This window comes from Pseudomonas sp. NPDC077451, assembly GCF_044543345.1.
Classification (GTDB): Bacteria; Pseudomonadota; Gammaproteobacteria; order Pseudomonadales; family Pseudomonadaceae; genus Stutzerimonas.
The window spans coordinates 43,979-62,366 of the sequence record NZ_JBITVX010000006.1; the positions used below are offsets into that span (position 1 = coordinate 43,979).

10 protein-coding genes are annotated in these 18,388 nt (G+C 60.5%); 1 reads left to right on the forward strand and 9 read right to left on the reverse strand.

Features of this window, described 5'->3' with window-relative positions; translation table 11 throughout:
• Positions 1 to 3: 3 nt before the first annotated feature.
• From ACIGHL_RS11625 to ACIGHL_RS11665, 9 genes are all read right to left on the reverse strand, one after another.
• A complete protein-coding gene (locus ACIGHL_RS11625) occupies positions 4 to 3,441 on the reverse strand; it encodes a T6SS effector BTH_I2691 family protein (RefSeq protein ID WP_128121640.1) in 3,438 nt (1,145 codons plus the stop codon).
• A gap of 14 nt (positions 3,442 to 3,455) precedes the next feature.
• A complete protein-coding gene (locus ACIGHL_RS11630; RefSeq protein ID WP_181690047.1) occupies positions 3,456 to 4,304 on the reverse strand; it encodes a DUF4123 domain-containing protein in 849 nt (282 codons plus the stop codon).
• Positions 4,301 to 6,415 (reverse strand): type VI secretion system Vgr family protein, encoded by a 2,115-nt coding sequence (locus tag ACIGHL_RS11635; RefSeq protein ID WP_216707056.1) that lies wholly within the window; start codon positions 6,413 to 6,415, stop codon positions 4,301 to 4,303. The genes ACIGHL_RS11630 and ACIGHL_RS11635 overlap by 4 nt, the downstream gene beginning before the upstream one ends.
• A 258-nt stretch (positions 6,416 to 6,673) precedes the next feature.
• Positions 6,674 to 7,192, reverse strand: coding sequence for an Hcp family type VI secretion system effector (locus ACIGHL_RS11640; protein ID WP_019339876.1), 519 nt, complete (start codon positions 7,190 to 7,192; stop codon positions 6,674 to 6,676).
• Between the two features lie 281 nt (positions 7,193 to 7,473).
• The gene (gene selO, locus ACIGHL_RS11645; RefSeq protein ID WP_216707057.1) at positions 7,474 to 8,934 is read right to left on the reverse strand and encodes a protein adenylyltransferase SelO; all 1,461 of its coding nucleotides are present in this window, start codon (positions 8,932 to 8,934) and stop codon (positions 7,474 to 7,476) included.
• An 80-nt stretch (positions 8,935 to 9,014) separates the two neighbouring features.
• Positions 9,015 to 12,317 (reverse strand): mechanosensitive channel MscK, encoded by a 3,303-nt coding sequence (mscK, locus tag ACIGHL_RS11650; RefSeq protein ID WP_128121642.1) that lies wholly within the window; start codon positions 12,315 to 12,317, stop codon positions 9,015 to 9,017.
• A gap of 109 nt (positions 12,318 to 12,426) precedes the next feature.
• Positions 12,427 to 14,172, reverse strand: a complete 1,746-nt coding sequence (locus tag ACIGHL_RS11655; protein WP_216707058.1) for a potassium/proton antiporter — start codon at positions 14,170 to 14,172, stop codon at positions 12,427 to 12,429.
• Positions 14,173 to 14,363: 191 nt separating this feature from the next.
• Complete coding sequence (locus ACIGHL_RS11660; RefSeq protein WP_128121643.1) at positions 14,364 to 16,166, reverse strand: acyl-CoA dehydrogenase; 1,803 nt, start codon at positions 16,164 to 16,166, stop codon at positions 14,364 to 14,366.
• Between the two features lie 120 nt (positions 16,167 to 16,286).
• The gene (locus ACIGHL_RS11665) at positions 16,287 to 17,192 is read right to left on the reverse strand and encodes a polyprenyl synthetase family protein (protein ID WP_128121644.1); all 906 of its coding nucleotides are present in this window, start codon (positions 17,190 to 17,192) and stop codon (positions 16,287 to 16,289) included.
• A gap of 118 nt (positions 17,193 to 17,310) precedes the next feature.
• Here ACIGHL_RS11665 and fni point away from each other — a divergent pair, with 118 nt between their 5' ends.
• Entirely contained in the window at positions 17,311 to 18,360 is a 1,050-nt protein-coding gene (gene fni, locus ACIGHL_RS11670) for a type 2 isopentenyl-diphosphate Delta-isomerase (RefSeq protein ID WP_128121645.1), read from the forward strand.
• Positions 18,361 to 18,388: the final 28 nt, after the last annotated feature.

Genomic DNA, 18,388 nt, shown 5'->3' on the forward strand with positions numbered 1-18,388 from the left:
AAATCATTCACTCGTATGTGGCACTTGCAAGGAGAGCAGTCGGGTATTTTGTGAGGAAAGCACCATATCGCTATTAGGCTCCTTGCTGAACGCATCGTTTTTCAGATCCGCCTCGGAGGACGAGGTGCCTATGTCCATGCGGAACATATAGCCCTGGCCGTTGGCGCTTTCCAGAATCTGCTCCGGGTAGCGAACTTCCAGCTCCAGCACGGGGGGGCGCTGGTAGGCGATCCAAGTTTGCCAGAGGCGGTGCTGTGTGTCCTTGGGGTAGAGAGTGTCGCCTGGCAGTGATCCGCTGGGACGCTGTACGGGCGGTTGGCCAAATTGGTCGATGGGCGCCCAGTGGCCTTCGAGGAACTGGTCGTAGAACTTGTCTGCCATGCCTTGCATCAGGCTATCGGAAAACCAGCCGCTGTCGACCATGGCCGGTTGCAGCTTGACGGCTGTTCCCGCCAGTTCGGACGGTAGCAGGAGCTGTAGCCAGAAACCGGTATAGATACGCGGGCCTCGGCCATAGTAAGGCAAGGTGGCGGCGCGAGCCGCCAGGCTGGGGCGCAGGCAGATTTCCTTCAGGGTGCGCAGTTCTTCCTTGTGATCTTCGTCGCTGTGTGTCCAAGTGGTGGATTTGCCCCAACTGCTGCGATACAGCCAGAGCCGCAGACCCTCACGCTTGTATTGGTTGGCGACCATGCTGGCGATCAGGTAGATCACGCCAAGTAACGCGATGATGATGGTGACCGGGTTGGACATTACCCAGGCAAAACCAAACCAAAAGCCCAACGCACTGCCGACCAGTTGGATGCCGGCTACTGATGACATAAATAGCAATGCAACCATTTTCGTGCTTTGAGCATATTTCTCTTCAGAACTGGTCGCGTTACGAATATCGTTGGAAACCTGCCAGGCCTCTACACCCGCAGCGATAGCGCCGAATGCGGCCATACCCATGGTGCGTAAAACCAACTGCCGAGCCAGCAATGATGCTTCAACTTCACCCGTTTTAAGCCAAGCCCTTACGCCTGCTTTTGCAAGTTGCGTGGTATTCCGGCCAATTGTTTTTTCAAGCTTGGCCCACTTGTTCCAAGCCGGCACCGTCCAGAGCGCCATCAGTGCGTTGGCGGTATAGGCGGCATTGGCCCCGACCGTGCGCAGCTCATCCTCACTGAAAATTCCGTCATTGCGTGCCTTGTCCAGGCTATTGATGAAGTTCCAGATATTCAGCCCTGCGACCAGCACAGGCAGGCTGCCGCCAAGCTCTTGATTGATCCACTGACGGCTTCGGGCTGCGTAGCCTGCCGAATTTTTTGCTTTGAGCTGCAACTGATCAAGCAGTTCTGGTTGGCCCAGTGTCGCGAGCCACATATTCACTTGGCGGGTTTGTACCTTGGTGATCTTGGTTTCGGTTACGACACTACCGATTACCTCGTTAGGCCTTTGCAGGTTCAGCGTCTCGCGCTTTTGTTCCAGCCCGAGCAACTGTATGCGTGCCGAGCGTTTGTCGGGGCCTTCACCGGGTAGAGAAAGAGTGCGTTGCAGGCCCTTGATATTCTTCTCGAGCTGAGCAACCTGCATTTGCCATTGACGGTTCTTCTTCGTGAACTCGGCATTCAGAATCAAACGCGTCTGTGTGGAGATTTCCGTAGAAACCAAGACCTGGGTGACGCTGAAGGCAAAGATTCGAACCTTGGGCGCAAATTTCGTGCTCAAGGCAGGGAGTAGAACAAAGGCCATCAGGTTCCAGCTGTCCTTGGCCTTTTGTCCTACTACGTTGCGCAGGGTCTCGAAGGCACGCTTGCCGGGCTCGGAAAGACTCTTGTACAGGTTACTAGCTTGTACGCTCGGCAGATCTAGTACCGATTGCACCTCGTTGGCCCGACTGACTTCACTGGTGGTGTCGGAGAGCCCGCCGTGGGCCTGTCCGCTACCGTCGCTTTGCCGTCCCAGATTGTCGATGGTGCCGTAGGTGGTGAAGTTGGTGGAAATCTTGTCGATCAGCGCGGAAAGCTCGGCGTTGAAATTGAACAGCGCCAGGCCTGCCAGCGTAGTGGGGTTGCCGTACTGCTCGCAGAGCCATTGCTTGCCCGTGTCGCTCGCGCCCAATTGCTCGTACAGGTTGGCCATGGTGTCCAGCAGATAGGTCGATTGCTGCGGGTGGCAGGGGTCATAGAAAACCTCTTCCGCTTTCGGGCTGAGGCTTTTCAGCCAGGCGAGTAGGTCGCTTTCGCTGCGTTGGATGTGGGCATTGAGGCGCTCCATTTCATCGGAGCGCTCTTGCAGATAACTCAAGGCCTCATCGAAGCGAACGTCCTCGCGCCAGGTTTTTTTCTGCTGCCATTCTTCTACCAGTGCGCGCCATTTTGGCCCCGACGGTGGGTTGCCCCAATTCGTACGAAATTGCTGCTGAGCCCGCTGCACTTGCAGCGACTTGAGCGTCAAGGTCGCGTCACTGCCGCTGTGATTGAGCAGCTGTGTCTCGCTATCGAGCAGGGCGTGAGCATCCTTGATGAATGCCTGCTTGCGGCTTGGGTTGGCTGATACCGATTTGGGAATGAAGGGGTCTAGTTTGACGCCGCAAAGCTCGTGAATAAGGGTGGCGCTATTGGTCTTGTTGGCATGCTGCGTCTCTGCTGCTGCCAGTTCCAACCATCGCCCCTGCAGATTCATGGCTAGGTCGTCGACGATGGCCAATGGATCGTCTAGGGCGACAACGAGAGCGCTGTCCTGATCAGGTACGCTGCCCAGAATAAGGGCTTGGTCGATCGGCTTCTTGCAGGGGCGGGACGTGTCGTCTTGGTTTGTCGCTATTAGACAGCTTTTGAAGGTCGGGGCTTCCCCTCCTGCCAGGATGTCGGCGACAGCACTGCCTATTTCGCGGATAGGTGCGGCATGTGCTGCCTGCATCTTGGTGCAGTATTGCGGCAGGTTTAAGGTGCGCATCCAACGGTTTTGCTCCTGGGGATTGCTGCGTATTTTTTCGCACAAGCGCCAGGTCCACTGCACCGGGGCATAGGCAATGAGCAGGCGGCTGCGCTTTGGGTAAAGCAGGTAGGGTTTGCTGTCACCGGGGTTGTTTCGTTCATCCTTGCCCAGCTGTGCACTGCCCCATTGGTGGCGGATGAGCTGGTGCCCCTTCACCTGATATTCGTGAAGGGTGCGATCAGTTTCATCCCACACATAAAGCCAGCCGTCACGGAGCTGGCGCAGGGTATAACTGCGCGTCTTGAGCGTCGGCAGGTGGTTGCTCGGCCAGCCTTTGGGCAGCGGGTTTGGACCTTGTGCACTGCCGCGTGCCGGTGACTCATCTATCGAATAGCGAACGGGATGGATTGCAATATCAACTGCTTTTAGCGGGCACTGGCCGTTTGCATTGGCGGGCTTGTTCTCGAAGGCCTGATTGCGTTTGGCTTGTTGCAAGGTTGTATCGGAGGTCGTCGTGCTCATGGAAATCCGTTCCTTTAGCCGGCAAGGCAGTCTTCATCCAGGGCTTGAATACGCCGTTCTGGCGGTAGTTTCTGGGCGTCTGGTGTCCTAGCTAACCAGGCCTGGTAAGGGCTATCGGAGCGTGTAGCGAAGTTATCGCCCCAGCAGGCGCAGCGCTCGAGCCAGATCGCAATGCTCCGCTCGTTGACCAGTCCCCAGGCTTCGGCATCGAGCAAGCGTTGTTCCAGCCATTGGCCTCGCTCCTGTTCACCAAGCCCTGATAAGGTTTGGGGGTAATCTTCGATCAACCAACCGTATAGCCGCTCCTTGAAGCTGCGCCGATAGGCCTGTTCGAGCGCCTCAACCTGATCATCAATGAGATGGTTGAGCTTGCCTTCCAATCTGGAGCTGTTGGGCTGTGAGCGATAGGACTGCCATTCGACTGCATGCGAGGGAGCCCAGTTAGGCGGGGGTAGGGGTACGAGCCATTCGATTATGGGGCCCAGAAGAGTTTGATAAGCAGATTGGGGATAGCTGTTCAGCCAGTAAGAGGTCACCAGCGGATCCGCGAAACGGAAGAGGCTGTAGCTACCTAAATTGTCCGTGATGGTGATGAACTGGCTCAGGTGATCGGCGACATCGTTCAGTGATGACGAGCTTTGTATTCTGCTGGTCTGGCGCTGAAGAGAGGGGCTGCTTCGCCATTCACCCAGTAAGGACGAATGGCTGTCCAGACCAACCAGAATTGGGCCGAGCTCTTTGACGCCGTCCCAGCGGGTGCCGCTGTAGAGAGGAATGACCTCGATAGGCTCCCCTACCCCATAAAGCCATTGCAGGGCGTCCTGACGAAGCACACCGTCCACGAGCAGGAAATTGCGGCTCATGCTTCGGCTTCCTGGTTGGCTCGCTCGCATATCTCACACCTTGGTGTCGTTCGCAATAACGCCTGGCGCTGGGCAGGTACCAGCAGCCTACCCGCCATATCCACATCCGCCGGGCTAACTTGCCCAGGCAAAATCGGCGCCGCTCCCGATCCCTTCCCGGGACTACCACCCGAGTTCATCCTGATCAAAGGCCCGGCCATCGTGATGCCATCAGCATCAAGCTTGATAAAGCTTCCACCGGCCTTGAAGGTCAGTTCGCTACCAGCTTCGAGGACCACTTTCAGGCCGCTGGAGAGGTGGATTTCGTTGCCGGCTTCGATGAACTGGCCGGTGGCGATCTTGACGTGCTGGTTATTGCCGACGGTCAGGTGGTCGTCTGCTTTGACTTCGCTGCGGCGGTCGGCGTGCGTGGTGCGGTGTTCTTCGGCGCGGAATTCGCTGTAGCTGTTGGCCTCGACGGTGTCGTGGCGTTCGTGGCCGACGCGGATCTTCTGGTCGTGTTCGATGTTCTCGTCCCAGTCGCGCTGGGCGTGAAGGTAGATTTGCTCGGCGCCCTTACGGTCTTCGATGCGCAGTTCGTTGTAACCGCCACCGCCCGGACTGCTCAGGGACTTGAACACGCTGCGGGTCTTGTTCGCAGGCAGGTCGTAAGGGACGGCGTTTTCCTTGTGGTACAGGCAGCCGGTGATCAGGGGCTGGTCTGGGTCGCCTTCGAGAAAGGTCACCAGCACTTCCATGCCGACGCGTGGGATGGCCACGCCGCCGTAGCGGTCGCCGGCCCAACTGGATGACACGCGCAGCCAGCAGCTCGCGTGCTCATCGGCTTTGCCTTCGCGGTCCCAGAAAAACTGTACCTTCACTCGGCCGTATTCGTCGCAGTGGATCTCTTCGCTGGCCTGGCCGGTTACGACCGCGCTCTGGCTGCCGAGGATGCGTGGTTTGGGGTTGCGAAGTGCGGGGCGGAAGGGAGCGGCCCAAGGGGTCGCGGTGAACTGGTTTCGGTAGCCTTGGGTGAAGTCGTTGTTTGCAAGGGATCTCTCATCCCTTAGCCGGGCTTCCCTTTCCCCGCCACTTAGGGGAAAGGGCGTCAGCGCGGCGATGCCTGAAGAATCAGTGACGGACTCTTCCAACACCTGAGGTTGCTTTCCTTCGTGGAAAACTTCAGTCAGCAGCCATAGCTGATTCCAGTCGCCGCGCGGATGATCGCTGAGTGATAGAAAGTGGCCGCTGACCAGCAGCGGCTGGTCGCTTTCTCCCTCAGCCAGTTCGAAGTCGTGGCGATGGCGTTCCAGCGCGCGCTGGGATAGGTGCTTGCCTCGCTCGCGGTCGACGAAGCGGCCGGGATAGTCATAATCCTCGAGGTCGGGCTGGGTGTTGCTTCTAACCGCCGCCTCCATGGTCAGACGGGGCTTCTCGAAATCGTAATCGCGGCGGGTGACGCGGCCGGTGCGGGTTTCGACGCGCACGCCAAAGCGTTTGATGACCGGCTCATCGGCAACCAGACCGCTGTCCTGCTGATAGGCAACCGAGGCAAGCGTCGGAAATACCGTCTGGTCATCACCGAAGACCAGCATGTGGCCGGCATCGCTGTGCTGGAAGTGGTAGTGAATGCCTTCTTCCTCGCAGAGGCGCTGGAGGAACTGGAGGTCCGTTTCATCGTATTGAACGCAGTAGTCCCGCTTGGGATAAACCACCGGCCCAAGATCGAAACGGTGGCCGTCGCCGGCGAGAATGCCGTGCTCTTCTAGCACTTTGGCGATGATCTGCGGTACCGAGAGGTGCTGGAAGATGCGCTGGTTGGTGCGGTGAGATAGATAGGCTAGCTGTGGGCACAAGGTGAGGCGATAGCGCGTCAGGCGTTTGCCGGAGTTGCCTTGCGCTGCGCTGTAGATCAAGCCATGGATACCCTTGCCAGCAGGCGACAAGGCTAGAAAGGCGCGCTGATGTAGCAGGCTTTCCAGATCGATATCGGAGCGCTCGCTGACCAGTTCGAGGTCGAACGCGAAGGGCTGCGAGATGGCCTCTCGACCTTTGAATTCGAGTACCTGCAAGTCAAATTGAGCGCCTTCAATCGCAAGGCTGAAGTGCGTGTCGTTAGCCGGATTGAACATTCCCTGTTCCTTTGTAACCAGTCCATGGCGGCGAGCCGGTAATGGCTCGCAAGGCGGCATCGCCTGTATTTCTGGCGTGCCGTAGCGCGGATTGGAGAGGCATCCAGTTCCGCAGAAAGCTGGCAGCTATTCTCGCCCTTTTGGCGAAATATCCGTGTGAAGCACTACGTTGTTTGCCGAATGCGTCAGCTAGAAACGCATCGGCCAGGTAAACCTGGCCGATGTGGATTAACCGTGGCCGCGAGGCCTGATCGAGGCTTATGCCGAGATCGGGGTACGCCAGTCGTCGGAGCCAGAAGTACCGGAGACTTCGTGGGTCCAGACGATTTTGCGGTAGGTGAAGTACACGTCTTCCAGATGGGTGAAGTGGGACATGTTCGGGTCCTGGCAGTTGGGCATGCGCGACTGCACGTCGACGATCACCGCATCTTCCAGTTCGATGGTGAAGTAGTGCTCCTGAGTACCGGTGGAGGAGGTGCGGTACCACTCCAGGCGGCACTTGTTCAGGCGTTCACCCGAGGTCAGAGCGTTGAAGATTAGCGGCGACGACTTGTCGAACACCTTGGTGATCATCAGGGGTTTGTGAACGCGCTGGCCGGTGGGTTGGCCGGACTGAGGGTCGCGCGGGATGATGACCTGGTGCTGGAAAGCCTGCACCAGAATCTGGTCTTCGTGTCCTTCCTGGAAAATGTTGCCGACCGAGTCCTCGGTGAAAGTGCCTGCGGTGATCAGGCCTTGCTTGGTGCCTTCGAGGGACAGATACGCGGGTGTTGGCATGAACGCTCTCCTTGCCTTGTTGAATGCCAGAGTGGCAGCAGAGTAAGTACAAGGCGCGTGCCAGTTATATTTAATCTCTATTTTTCAATAAGTTAGGCTTTCACGCTGTGGTCCAGGCCGTCTGCTCTGCGCCATCGCTCACATTTAGTTGGGCAACATCCTGCCCGCAGTTGCGCAATATTTGGCGCATGTCTCTCTAGCACCCACCATTGCTCGCTTCACAACTACAGGTCGATCGCCCCAAGCCAAAGCCTGCGCAGCATTCTGCGCAGCGTCATGGCTCAGGACGAGCAGCTGATTTCCAGGTGTTTGCCCCATTCCGGCGGGCGCTCGGCGTAGTGCTCCATGCCTGGCTGCTCGTCGAAGGGGCGGCTAAGCACCCCATGCAGCTCGCGCACCGGGCCGTAGTTGCCTGCCTCGGCGGCCTCGATTGCCTTTTGCGCCAGGTAGTTGCGCAGAATGTACTTCGGGTTGGCTGCGTGCATGCGGGTCCGGCGCGCCTCGTGATCGACGCTTTCGCGCTCGGAACGCTGGCGGTAGGTCGCGGCCCATTCATCGAAGGCTTTGATATCGACGAAATCTTCACGCAGTCGAGCCAGAGCCATCTCTGGATGGCTGTCACCGAGTTCGCGGAAGAAGCGCGTGTAGTCGATGGCGCTGCTCTGCATCAGCTGTAGCAAGCGCTGGATCAGCTCTTTGTCGCTCTCCTCGGCGGTCTGCAAGCCGAGCCGTTTGCGCATCAGACCGAGCCACACCGTTTCGTAGATCGGCAGGAACAGGTCCATGGTCGCCCGCAGCTGCTCGATGGCGATGAAGGGCGTCAGCGCCTGCGCCAGCGCGGCGAGGTTCCAGTGCGCAATCGGAACCTGGTTCTCGTAGGAATACCGGCCGGCATGGTCGGAGTGGTTGCAGACGAAGCGCGCATCGAAGTCGTCGAGGAAGGCGTAAGGTCCGAAGTCGAAGGTAATGCCTAGGATCGACATGTTGTCGGTGTTCATCACGCCATGACAGAAGCCATAGGCCTGCCATTTAGCGACCATTTCCGCGGTGCGCTCCAGCACTTCACGGAAGAAGCAATGGTACGGCTCTGGATGCTCCAGGCAGTCTGAAAAGTGGTTTTCGACAACATGATCGAGCAGCTTCTTCAATTCGTCGTGCTGCTTGGTGTAGTAGAAGAATTCAAAGTGGCCGAAGCGGACGTGGCTGGGCGCGAGGCGCATCAACATTGCGCCTAGCTCCTGGCGTTCGCGGTAGACCGGTGTCTCCGACCCGGTCACGCAGAGCGCGCGGGAGCTGGGAATACCCAGCGCGTGCAGGTGCTCGCTGGCAAGAAACTCGCGGATTGATGAACGCAGCACGGCACGGCCGTCACCCATGCGGGAATAGGGCGTCATGCCAGCGCCTTTGAGGTGCAGATCCCAATGCTCGCCCGCCTCGTTGACCACCTCACCGAGCAGCAGACCACGGCCATCGCCTAGTTGCGGGTTGTAGCTGCCGAACTGGTGGCCGGAATAGATCATCGCCCGTGGTTCCGCCGTGCTCCAGAGCTTGTGGCCGGCGAACAGTTCGGTGAACAGCGGATCGTCCTTGGTTGCCGGGTCGAGATCGAGCAAGGCCATGGCGGCTTCGCTGGCCACTACCAGGCGCGGATTTTCGAGCGGCTGGGGCGTGACTTCGGTGGAAAAAACCTCGCCCAGCTGGGCGAAGCGGTTGTCGAAATTCAGCTCGGTAAGCGTCTTCACGGGGGCTCCGGCACCTTGCGGTTCGGCGCCCTGTGCGGGCGCGCTTTGTGTTTGGAGGCCGGGAAAGGAGGGGACGTTCCTCAGGCCTGACTGTCGGTGGGCGGTGTAGCGCCCTGGTTATCGGGCTGAGCGAGCCGTGGCGCGGTTCCCAGGTGTAGCTGTTTGCCGTCGAAGTTTTTCAGGAACACATCGACCTGGCGGAAGGCGATCGAGATACCAGCCTTGGCGAATTCGCAGTCGATGGCCCGGTTGATCTCATCAGTGGCGGGGTTGCGGTCGCCGAGGTCGCGTACGTGGACGCGCAGCTCGTGGTCGAGCGTGCTCTCGCCAAAGGTCAGGAAGAATACGAGTGGCTCCGGTTCCTTCAATACCCGCGGGTTTTCATTCGCGGTCTTGTAGAGCAGTTTTTTCACCAGATCCAGATCGGATCCATAGGCGACACCGACCTTGATCGTCACGCGGGTGATGGTGTCGCTCAGGGACCAGTTCACCAGCTGGCTGGTGATGAAGGTCTTGTTTGGGACGATGATGTCTTTTCGGTCGAAGTCGGTAATGGTGGTGGCACGGATGCGAATCCGGCTGACTGTGCCTGAGAGATTGCCGATGGTCACCACATCGCCAATCCGCACCGGACGCTCGAAGAGGATGATCAGACCGGAAATGAAGTTGGCGAAGATCTCCTGCATGCCGAAACCCAGGCCAACCGAGAGCGCGGCCACCAGCCACTGCAGCTTGTCCCAGCTGACGCCAAGCGTCGACAGGAAGGAGACGAAGCCGATGCCGGCCAGCAGATACGACAGCAGCGTCGTGGTGGCATAGGCGCTGCCCTGCGCCAGGTGCAGTTTTGATAACACCAGCACTTCCAGCAGACCCGGCAGGTTGCGCGCCAGGGCCACCGTGATGGCGACGATCAGCAGAGCCCCAAGCAGGTTGTTAAGGGTGATGGCATTGGTCGTGGCGGTGTCGCCAGCACCACTGACGAATTCGTAGAGTACGACGTTATCGAGGTAGGAGACCACGCTGATCAGATCCGCCCAGACCCAATAGAGCACCGCGAAGAACAGGCCGAACATCGCCAGGCGGGTCAGGCGTAGGGACTGCTGGTTGACCTGCTCGATATCGAGGCCGCCCTCACCGCTTGCCTCGCTGCTGTCTATGGGCTCGTCGGGCTGAGTTTCACGCTTGGCCAGGGCACGCTGGTAAGCAAGTCGGCGAGCAGCGACTGTCAGCCCGCGAATCAGCGTCGCTTCGATGACGATCCAGGCCAGTAGGAGATACAACGTATCGATCAAGCGCCCCGTCAGTTTCAGCGCCGTGTAGTAATAGCCAAAACCCACCACCAGGATCAGCGCCAGCGGCAGGAGGCTGAACAGCAGACCGATGAAGCGCTGAAGCGGTGAAGCGTTCTGGCTGGCCGGGCCTTTCAGCAACAGGCGCGTGAGGCGCCAGCTCATCAGGGCGAAGCAGACCAGGACCACGACGATGCCGATCACATCGTCGACTAGATTGCCCGGTTGATGTTCGGCAATCGCCACCACGGCCACCAGGGCCATAACCACCAGCCCCAGCCGTCGGATTTCGTTGCGCAGGAAGGTGACCTGCGGCCGGAACCAGCCGAAGTGCGTTTCGGCGACCCGATTGGGCGAGAGCATCCGATACGCGCTGTAGAACACCAACCAGGCCTGCGCCATCTGATAGAACGCGGCGCCGAGGGCGTCGTTCTGCCCGCGCCCGTCCATCTGCAGCAGGTAACCGCACAGCGCGAGAAACAATGCGCCCGGCAGCGCCAGCAACAGATTCAGCAGCAGCGCCATCGGCGTATGCAGCTGGCTGTCGTCACGGAAGTGCCCGATGTCGCTGCTCAGCGAATCCAGCTTGGTGTTGATCGCCTGACGGCGCCAGAGCAGCACGCCGATCATCAGCAACAGCGGAACGAAGAATAGTGGCCGCTCCAGCAGGCCTGCGCCTAAGGCTTCGAACACCGAGCCCCAGGGCATCGCCCGCAGCTGGCGGTCGAGCAGCGTGGGCATGTTCTTGAACCAGTCCAGATCGAGTGGCCGATTGCTGGGGATCCAGAACATCTGCTCGTCCAGCGTATTGCGCAGGGCTTCGGCCTTGCTCTGCAGTTGGCGCTGGTTCAGCTGCAGCGTAATCGACTCGCTCAGCAGAGCGTTCAACGAGTGGTTGAGTCGATCGAGCAGCTCGCTGCGCGTGCGAACCAGCTCCAGCAACGCACTGCGTAATTCGGGAGTCACCTCGCTGGGAGGCTGACTGGCCAGCTGTTGTTCTACATAGTCTTCGACGTTGCCGGCGGCTTCGCGGCGCTGGTTCAGCTCGAACTGATAGAGCCGAATATCAGCGATCTCATCCGCCAGGTTGCTATCCAGCGAGAGCTGCGGCAGGGCCTGCTTCTGCTGCGAGAGGATCTTCGACAGCAGCAGACTGCCCTCAAGAACGGCGATCTGCTCTTCCAGTGCTTGGTCGGCCTGGTTGAGCGTGTCGAGTTGCTGGCGGGTCTGCAAGTTCTGCTGGGTGAGGTCGTTGAGCCGCTCGGTGGCTCGCAAGAGGTAGCCAGACAAACGCTTGTTCTCGGCGCTTTCGGCCGGCAGCAGCTTGTCGGAGCCGGTCTTCTCGGCCTTTAGCGAGAATTCGGCGACGGTCTGTTCGGATTCTTCCCGGCGCTTGTTGTTGATGGCCGTCTGCAGCGCCATGGTTTCGCGCTCGGCACGGGCGATGCGCTCGGACAGCAGATCGCGACGAGCAATGCCCAGGTCCTGCAGCAAGCTGTTGCCGGCCAGTTCGTTGCGACGTAGTTCGATCTGCGCGTTGAGGGCAGACTTTTCCGCCGCAAGCAGGGCGCGGCGTTCATCACTCAGTGGCTTGCCGTTTTCGCGGCCGGCCTTGAGCAGGTTGTTGATCTCGTCGATCCGCATCTGCGACTTGCTGATATCGGCCTGAGCGCGCTCGGGACGCGTCTGGGCGCTGATGATCATGCTGTTAGCCGCGGTCAGCGCTGTCTGCCAGGTCGATAACTCCTCGACACGCTCTGCCAGGCGTTGCTCGAGGGCCGGCATCTTCAGTTTGGCCAGCTTTTCGACCAGATCGCTGGTGTCGCTGGCCTTGAGTTTGCTCAGATCTCGCTGGGACTCGGCGATTTCTTTCGGCGCGCTGGCGAGTTCGGCCTTCAGTTCGGTCAGTCGCTGCTGCGCGGTCGCGGCCTGCTCCGCAAGGCGTTGAGCACGTTCGTCAGCGCTCGGCTGGGCAGGTTTCGCCTCTTCGGCGGCCGGTTTGGTGCCGGTCAGGCCTGGAATGGATTGAGCGAATGCCGAAGCGGGAACGAAGGCGAGCAGGGTCGCCAGCAAGAAGATACGCAAGGGTGCCATGAACATTATCGAGTGAAGAAAAGAGTGCGGAGTCTAAGGGCTGCAGAAGGCCGAGGCGAGCCCATAGATCGGAACGCTCTGGCTCGGTGCGTCGCGGCTGTACAGCGCTTCAGAAATGCAGCGATGGACCGGGTTTGTTGCCCTCGGGAAACTTCAGGCCAACCTTGCGCACCTGGCCATGCTCCATGGCGGCTATGGTCCAGGTCAGGCCGTTCCATTCGATCTGATCGCCCGTTACTGGCTTGCCGCCGACGCGTTCGGCCATGAAGTCGCCGATCTGCTGACTGCCGTCGACTTCGCCCAGTTTCAGGCCATACAGGGCCGCAAGGGCGCTCATCTCGGCTTCCGCTTCAAGTATGAAGTCGCCAAAGAAGCGCATGTCTCGGCCGCGCTGCGGGGCTTCGCTGAACAGCTTGCCGAGCGCCGGAAGGTCTTCTTCATGGCCGATGACGCAAAGGATGTCGTCGACTTGCAGGCGCGTGCTGCCCGATGGGTGCAGCAGTGCCTTGCCGCGGAACAGGGCTGCGATGCGTGTGCCAGTGGGCATCTTCAATTCGCGCAGCGCGGCGCCGATGCACCACTTCTTGGCGGTCAGGCGATAGATGAACAGTTCCCACTGACTGGTCGTGTGAATCTGCAACCCAGCGCGGGAGATCGGCAGCGGAGAGGGCGGCACCTCGACCTTGGCCTTCTTCGCCGCCCAGGTCAGCGTGGTGCCTTGAAGCAGCAGCGAAACCAGCACGATGAAAAACGCCACGTTGAAGAACAACTGGGCGTTCTCCAGCCCGGCCATCAGCGGAAATACCGCAAGAATCACCGGCACTGCGCCGCGTAGGCCGATCCAGGAAATGAACAGGCGCTCACGCAGGTGGAAGCTGCGAAACGGTGCCAGCCCGATGAACACCGCCAGCGGACGGGCAAAGAGAATCATCCACAACGACAGTGCCAGCGCCGGCAGGGCGATGGGCAGCAGCTCGCTGGGTGTGAGCAGCAGGCCGAGCACCAGGAACATGCCGATCTGACTGAGCCAGGCGAGGCCGTCGAACATGTGCAGGATGCCGTGGCGGTTGCGGATGGGGCGATTACCCAGCAGCAGACCGCAGACGTAGACCGCGAGGATGCCGCTACCGCCGATGGCGCCGGACAATGCGTAGATCATGATGCCGCCGGCCACTGCCAGCAGCGGGTAGAGGCCATCGGCAACCGATAGCCGGTTGATCAGATACAGCAGCAGCCAGCCGCCGGACAAGCCAAGCAGGGTGCCGATGCCGAACTGTTGCAGCAGGCTGATGAAGAAGCCCCAGCCAAAGCCGGTCTGGCCGGAGGCGAGCATGTCGATCAGTGCGACGGTCAGAAACATCGCCATCGGGTCGTTGCTGCCCGACTCGATTTCCAATGTTGAACCGACCCGTTCGTTGAGGCCGCGGCCGTTCAGCAGATTGAACACCACGGCGGCATCCGTCGAGCCGACGATGGCGCCGATCAGCAAGCCCTGCATCATGGGTAGATCGAATAGCCAGGCTGCAGCCAGACCGGTCAGGCCGGACGTGACGACCACCCCGGCCGTTGCCAGCGAAAACGCCGGCCAGAGTGCGACGCGGAAGGTGGCGGCGCGGGTGCGCATGCCGCCATCGAGCAGGATGATCGCGAGGGCCAGGTTGCTGATCAGGAAGGCCAGCGAGTAGTCGTCGAAGACGATGCCGCCGATACCGTCGACGCCCGCGAGCATGCCGACCGCAAGAAAGATGACCAGGATCGGCACGCCGAGACGTGTCGACAGAGAGCTCATCAGGATGCTCGCCGCAACCAACAGAGCACCGACAAAGAACAGTTGGTTGATGTTGCCGATATCCAAACGCGCTCTCCGAAGGTTAGTGCTGCTGGCAAGCATGCAGGCTGCATGCCAGCGATTCTAACCCGCGGTTTTGACGTGCTGTCAAAAAAGCCCGGCGGAGCGACGGGCGTTTCGGATAAGGAGGTGGCGCCGATAAACAGCGACTTGAATGATTGTGGCCGCCCGACACGTACAACGTGTCGGGCGCCAGGTCAGAACCAGTCTTCCTGCATGGTCAGGCAGGTGTCGTCACGACCGGCCAGCAGATCCAGTTCGTGATGGCAGCTCGGCACTTCCCACGTCAGGAAGTAGCGTGCAGCTTGCAACTTGCCGCGATAGAAATCGACGTCCGCCTCGTTGCCCTTCGCCAGCCCCTGTTCGGCGCGAATCGCCTGCTCCAGCCAACGCCAGCCGATCACGGCGTGACCGAATACCTTGAGGTACAGCGCTGAATTGGCCAGTGCCTGGTTGATCTTGCCAGCCATCAGGTCGCCGAGCAGCGCTTGGGTGACCTCGGTCAGGCGCGCCAGGAGCTGCTCCAACGGCTGGCGCAGCGCATCCAGCGAGCTGAACTCGCCCGCGCGCTTGCAGGTACCCTGGATCAGACCGAGCAACTGGCGCAGCCCGGCGCCACCGTTCTGCGTCAGCTTGCGTGCCAGCAGGTCGAGTGACTGGATGCCGTGCGTACCTTCATGAATCGGGTTCAGCCGGTTGTCGCGGTAGTACTGCTCAACCGGGTACTCACGGGTGTAGCCATGGCCGCCCAGGATCTGAATGGCCATCTCGTTGGCTTTAAGGCAGTACTCCGAAGGCCAGGATTTGACGATCGGGGTGAGGAGGTCCAGCAGCTCGTGGGCGCTCTTGCGCTCTTCCTCGGTCCCAGCGGTCTGCTCTTCGTCAACGATACGCGCGGCATAGAGGCCGAGATCGAAGGCGCCTTCGACGTAGGCTTTCTGCATCAGCAGCATGCGTTTGACGTCGGTGTGCTGGATGATCGGGACCTGCGAAGATGCCGGGTTCTTGCCGTCTGGCAGGCGGCCTTGCGGCCGTTCCCGCGCGTAGTTGAGCGAGTACAGGTAGCCGGCGTAACCGAGCATGATCGCGCCCATGCCAACGCCGATGCGCGCGTCGTTCATCATCTGGAACATGTACGACAGTCCCTTGTGCGGCTCACCCACCAGATAGCCAACACAATTGCCGTTGTCGCCGAAGTTAAGCGCCGTGGAGGTAGTGCCGCGCCAGCCCATCTTGTGGAACAGCCCAGCCAGGATCACGTCGTTGCGCTTGCCGAGGCTACCGTCATCGTTGACCAGAAACTTGGGGACGATGAACAGGCTGATGCCTTTCACACCGGGCGGGGCGTCGGGCAGCTTGGCCAGGACCATGTGCACGATGTTTTCCGACAGCGGATGATCACCACCGGAGATGAAGATCTTGTTGCCCTTCAGGCGGTAGGAGCCGTCACCGGCAGGCTCGGCACGGGTGCGCAGGTCGGACAGGGAAGAGCCGGCGTGCGGCTCGGTCAGCGCCATGGTGCCGAAGAAGCGGCCTTCGAGCATGGGCTGGAGAAAGCGCTGTTTCTGTTCGTCACTGCCGAACACCTCGATCAGGTGCGACGCGCCCATGGTCAGCATCGGGTATGACGAGGTGCCAATGTTGGCCGACTGGAAGTGCGCGAAACAGGCCCGTGAAAGCAGATTGGGCAGCTGCATGCCGCCATCGTCGAAGCTGCGCGACGCGTTGTGAAAGCCGGCCTCGATGAACGCATCGACAGCAGGTTTCACTTCCGGAATCAGCACCGCTTCGCCGTCCTTGTAGATCGGCTCGTTCTCGTCTGCCTTGCGGTTGTGCGGGGCGAAGAGGTTCTCGGCAATGCTGCGGGCGGTGTCGATGGCCGCGTCGAAGGTTTCGCGGCTGTGGTCGGCAAAGCGTTCGCGCTGGGTCAAGCCTTCGGCGTCGAGTACTTCGTAGAGTTCGAATGCCAGGTTACGCGGGCAGAGCAGAGTCTCGGGCATGGAAAATTCCTCCGTTTACATGCACTCGAGTCTAAGGAGCCGGCGAGACGGCTGCCTAGCACCATACATTCGAGTGATGGGTCGACACAGCAGCGTCTTCTGGGGGTTGCCTGGGCGGGCTTAGTGTGGCTTCGCGCAGAAATATTCGAGCAGCTGTGCCAGGTGACCGTCGCCGATGCCTGCGTCGATCAAATGCTGTTCGGCACGTGCCAGATGTTCTTCGATGTGCTGGCGCGCCGCCTCGGGGCCGAGCAGGGCGACCACGGTGCTTTTGCCAGCGTCTTTGCCGGAATCCTTGCCGATCTGCTGAGGGCTGAGCCCATCGGCCAGATCGTCGAGGAGCTGGAAGGCAAGCCCGAGTTCGGTGGCAAAACCGTTGAGATGGCGCGTGCAGCTCGCGCTGGCATCGGCCAGCAGCGCAGCGGACTCCACCGCAGCCGTGAAAAGCGGGCAGGTCTTCAGGCGGTTGGTATGGGCGATGGCTTCGAGCGGGCGGGCGCGTTGCCCCTCACGCAGATCGTGAAACTGGCCGCGAACCAGGCCCTGCGCGCCGGTAGCTTGCGACAGCAGGCGCACCAGCTGATTGCGCGTCGACGCGTCGATGCTGGCTGTCGAGGCGGCTATGCTGAATGCTTGGCTGAGCAGGGCGACCGATCCGAGGACCGCGACGTCTTCGCCGAACTCACGGTGAATGGTCGGCCGGCCACGGCGCAGCTCGGCGTTGTCCATGCACGGCATGTCATCAAGAAACAGTGAGGCGGCGTGCACCATCTCCAGGGCGCAAGCCAGGTCGAGGCCGGCATCGAAGGCCGTCGCGTCCTGCTGCAGATCCTTGAGGGTCAATAGCAGCAGCAATGGGCGGACACGCTTGCCCGGCGCGAGGGTGCCTTCGCGCATGGCGGTGGCGATGGCATCTTGCGGGGGCGCTAGCGGTAGCCACTGGCCAAGCCGTTCGTCAACCTGTGCACGCAGCGTACTGACTGTCTGTCCGAAGTCGTGGTGCGTGTCCGGCAAAGCGATGGCCATGACGACCTCCTGTATCGTTTTTCGTTAGATATCGTGACAATACCTGTACAGAGTGTATAAGTCTTGGCACTTTTAATGACCACTACCGTCCACATAAGGTCATCGAACGAGGCGCTGCATGACTAAAGAAACTATTGCGGAACGTAAGAACGACCACTTGGACATCGTTCTCGACCCGCGCCGCGCCTGTTCCGCTGTCGATCCAGGCTACGCTGCCCTGACTTTCGAGCACTGCGCGGTTCCGGAGTTGCGTCTCGACGACATCGATATTCGCGCCGTGCTGTTCGGCCGACCCCTCTCAGCCCCCCTGCTGATCAGCTCGATGACGGGCGGCGCGGCGCGGGCAACTCAGATCAATCGAAACCTGGCCGAGGCCGCCGAGGTGCTGGGGATTGCCCTGGCGGTGGGCTCGCAACGAATCGCACTGGAAACCGATGCCGATCAGGGGCTGACCCGGCAGCTGCGCGAACTCGCGCCGTCCATCCCTTTGCTGGCCAATTTCGGAGCGGCGCAGCTGGTTGCCGGCTACGGATTGGATGAGGCGCAGCGAGCCGTCGACATGATTCAGGCCGATGCACTGATCATCCATCTGAACCCGTTGCAGGAAGCGGTGCAGGTTGGCGGTGATCGGGACTGGATAGGCGTGTACGCGGCGCTCGAGGCACTGGCCTTGCGCTTGCCGGTGCCGTTGGTAGCCAAAGAGGTGGGGGCGGGCATTTCTCCGAGGGTGGCGCAGCGATTGCTCGATGCCGGCGTGTCGGTAATCGACGTCGCCGGTGCCGGCGGTACCAGCTGGGCGGCGGTAGAGGCCGAACGAACCCTCGATCCGCAGCAGCGCGCCATTGCCAAAGCGTTCACCGGCTGGGGCATTCCCAGCGCGCAGGCGATTTCGGCTGTTCGCCGCGCGTGCCCCGCTGCTCAGCTCATCGCATCCGGCGGCATTCGTGACGGCATAGATGCGGCCAAGGCGATTCGTCTCGGCGCCAATCTGGTGGGGCAGGCTGCCGGCGTGCTGGACGCAGCGCTGATCGGACCAGAAGCCGTGGTCGAGCATTTCCAGGTGCTGATCGAGCAGCTGCGCATTGCCTGCTTCTGTACGGGCTCGGCCAATCTGGCGGAGCTGGCCAAAGCGCCGCTCCTGGCACCCTTCGACCCGTCCAAGCTGTGATGTGTCGTCAGGTTTGCTGCTCTGCCAG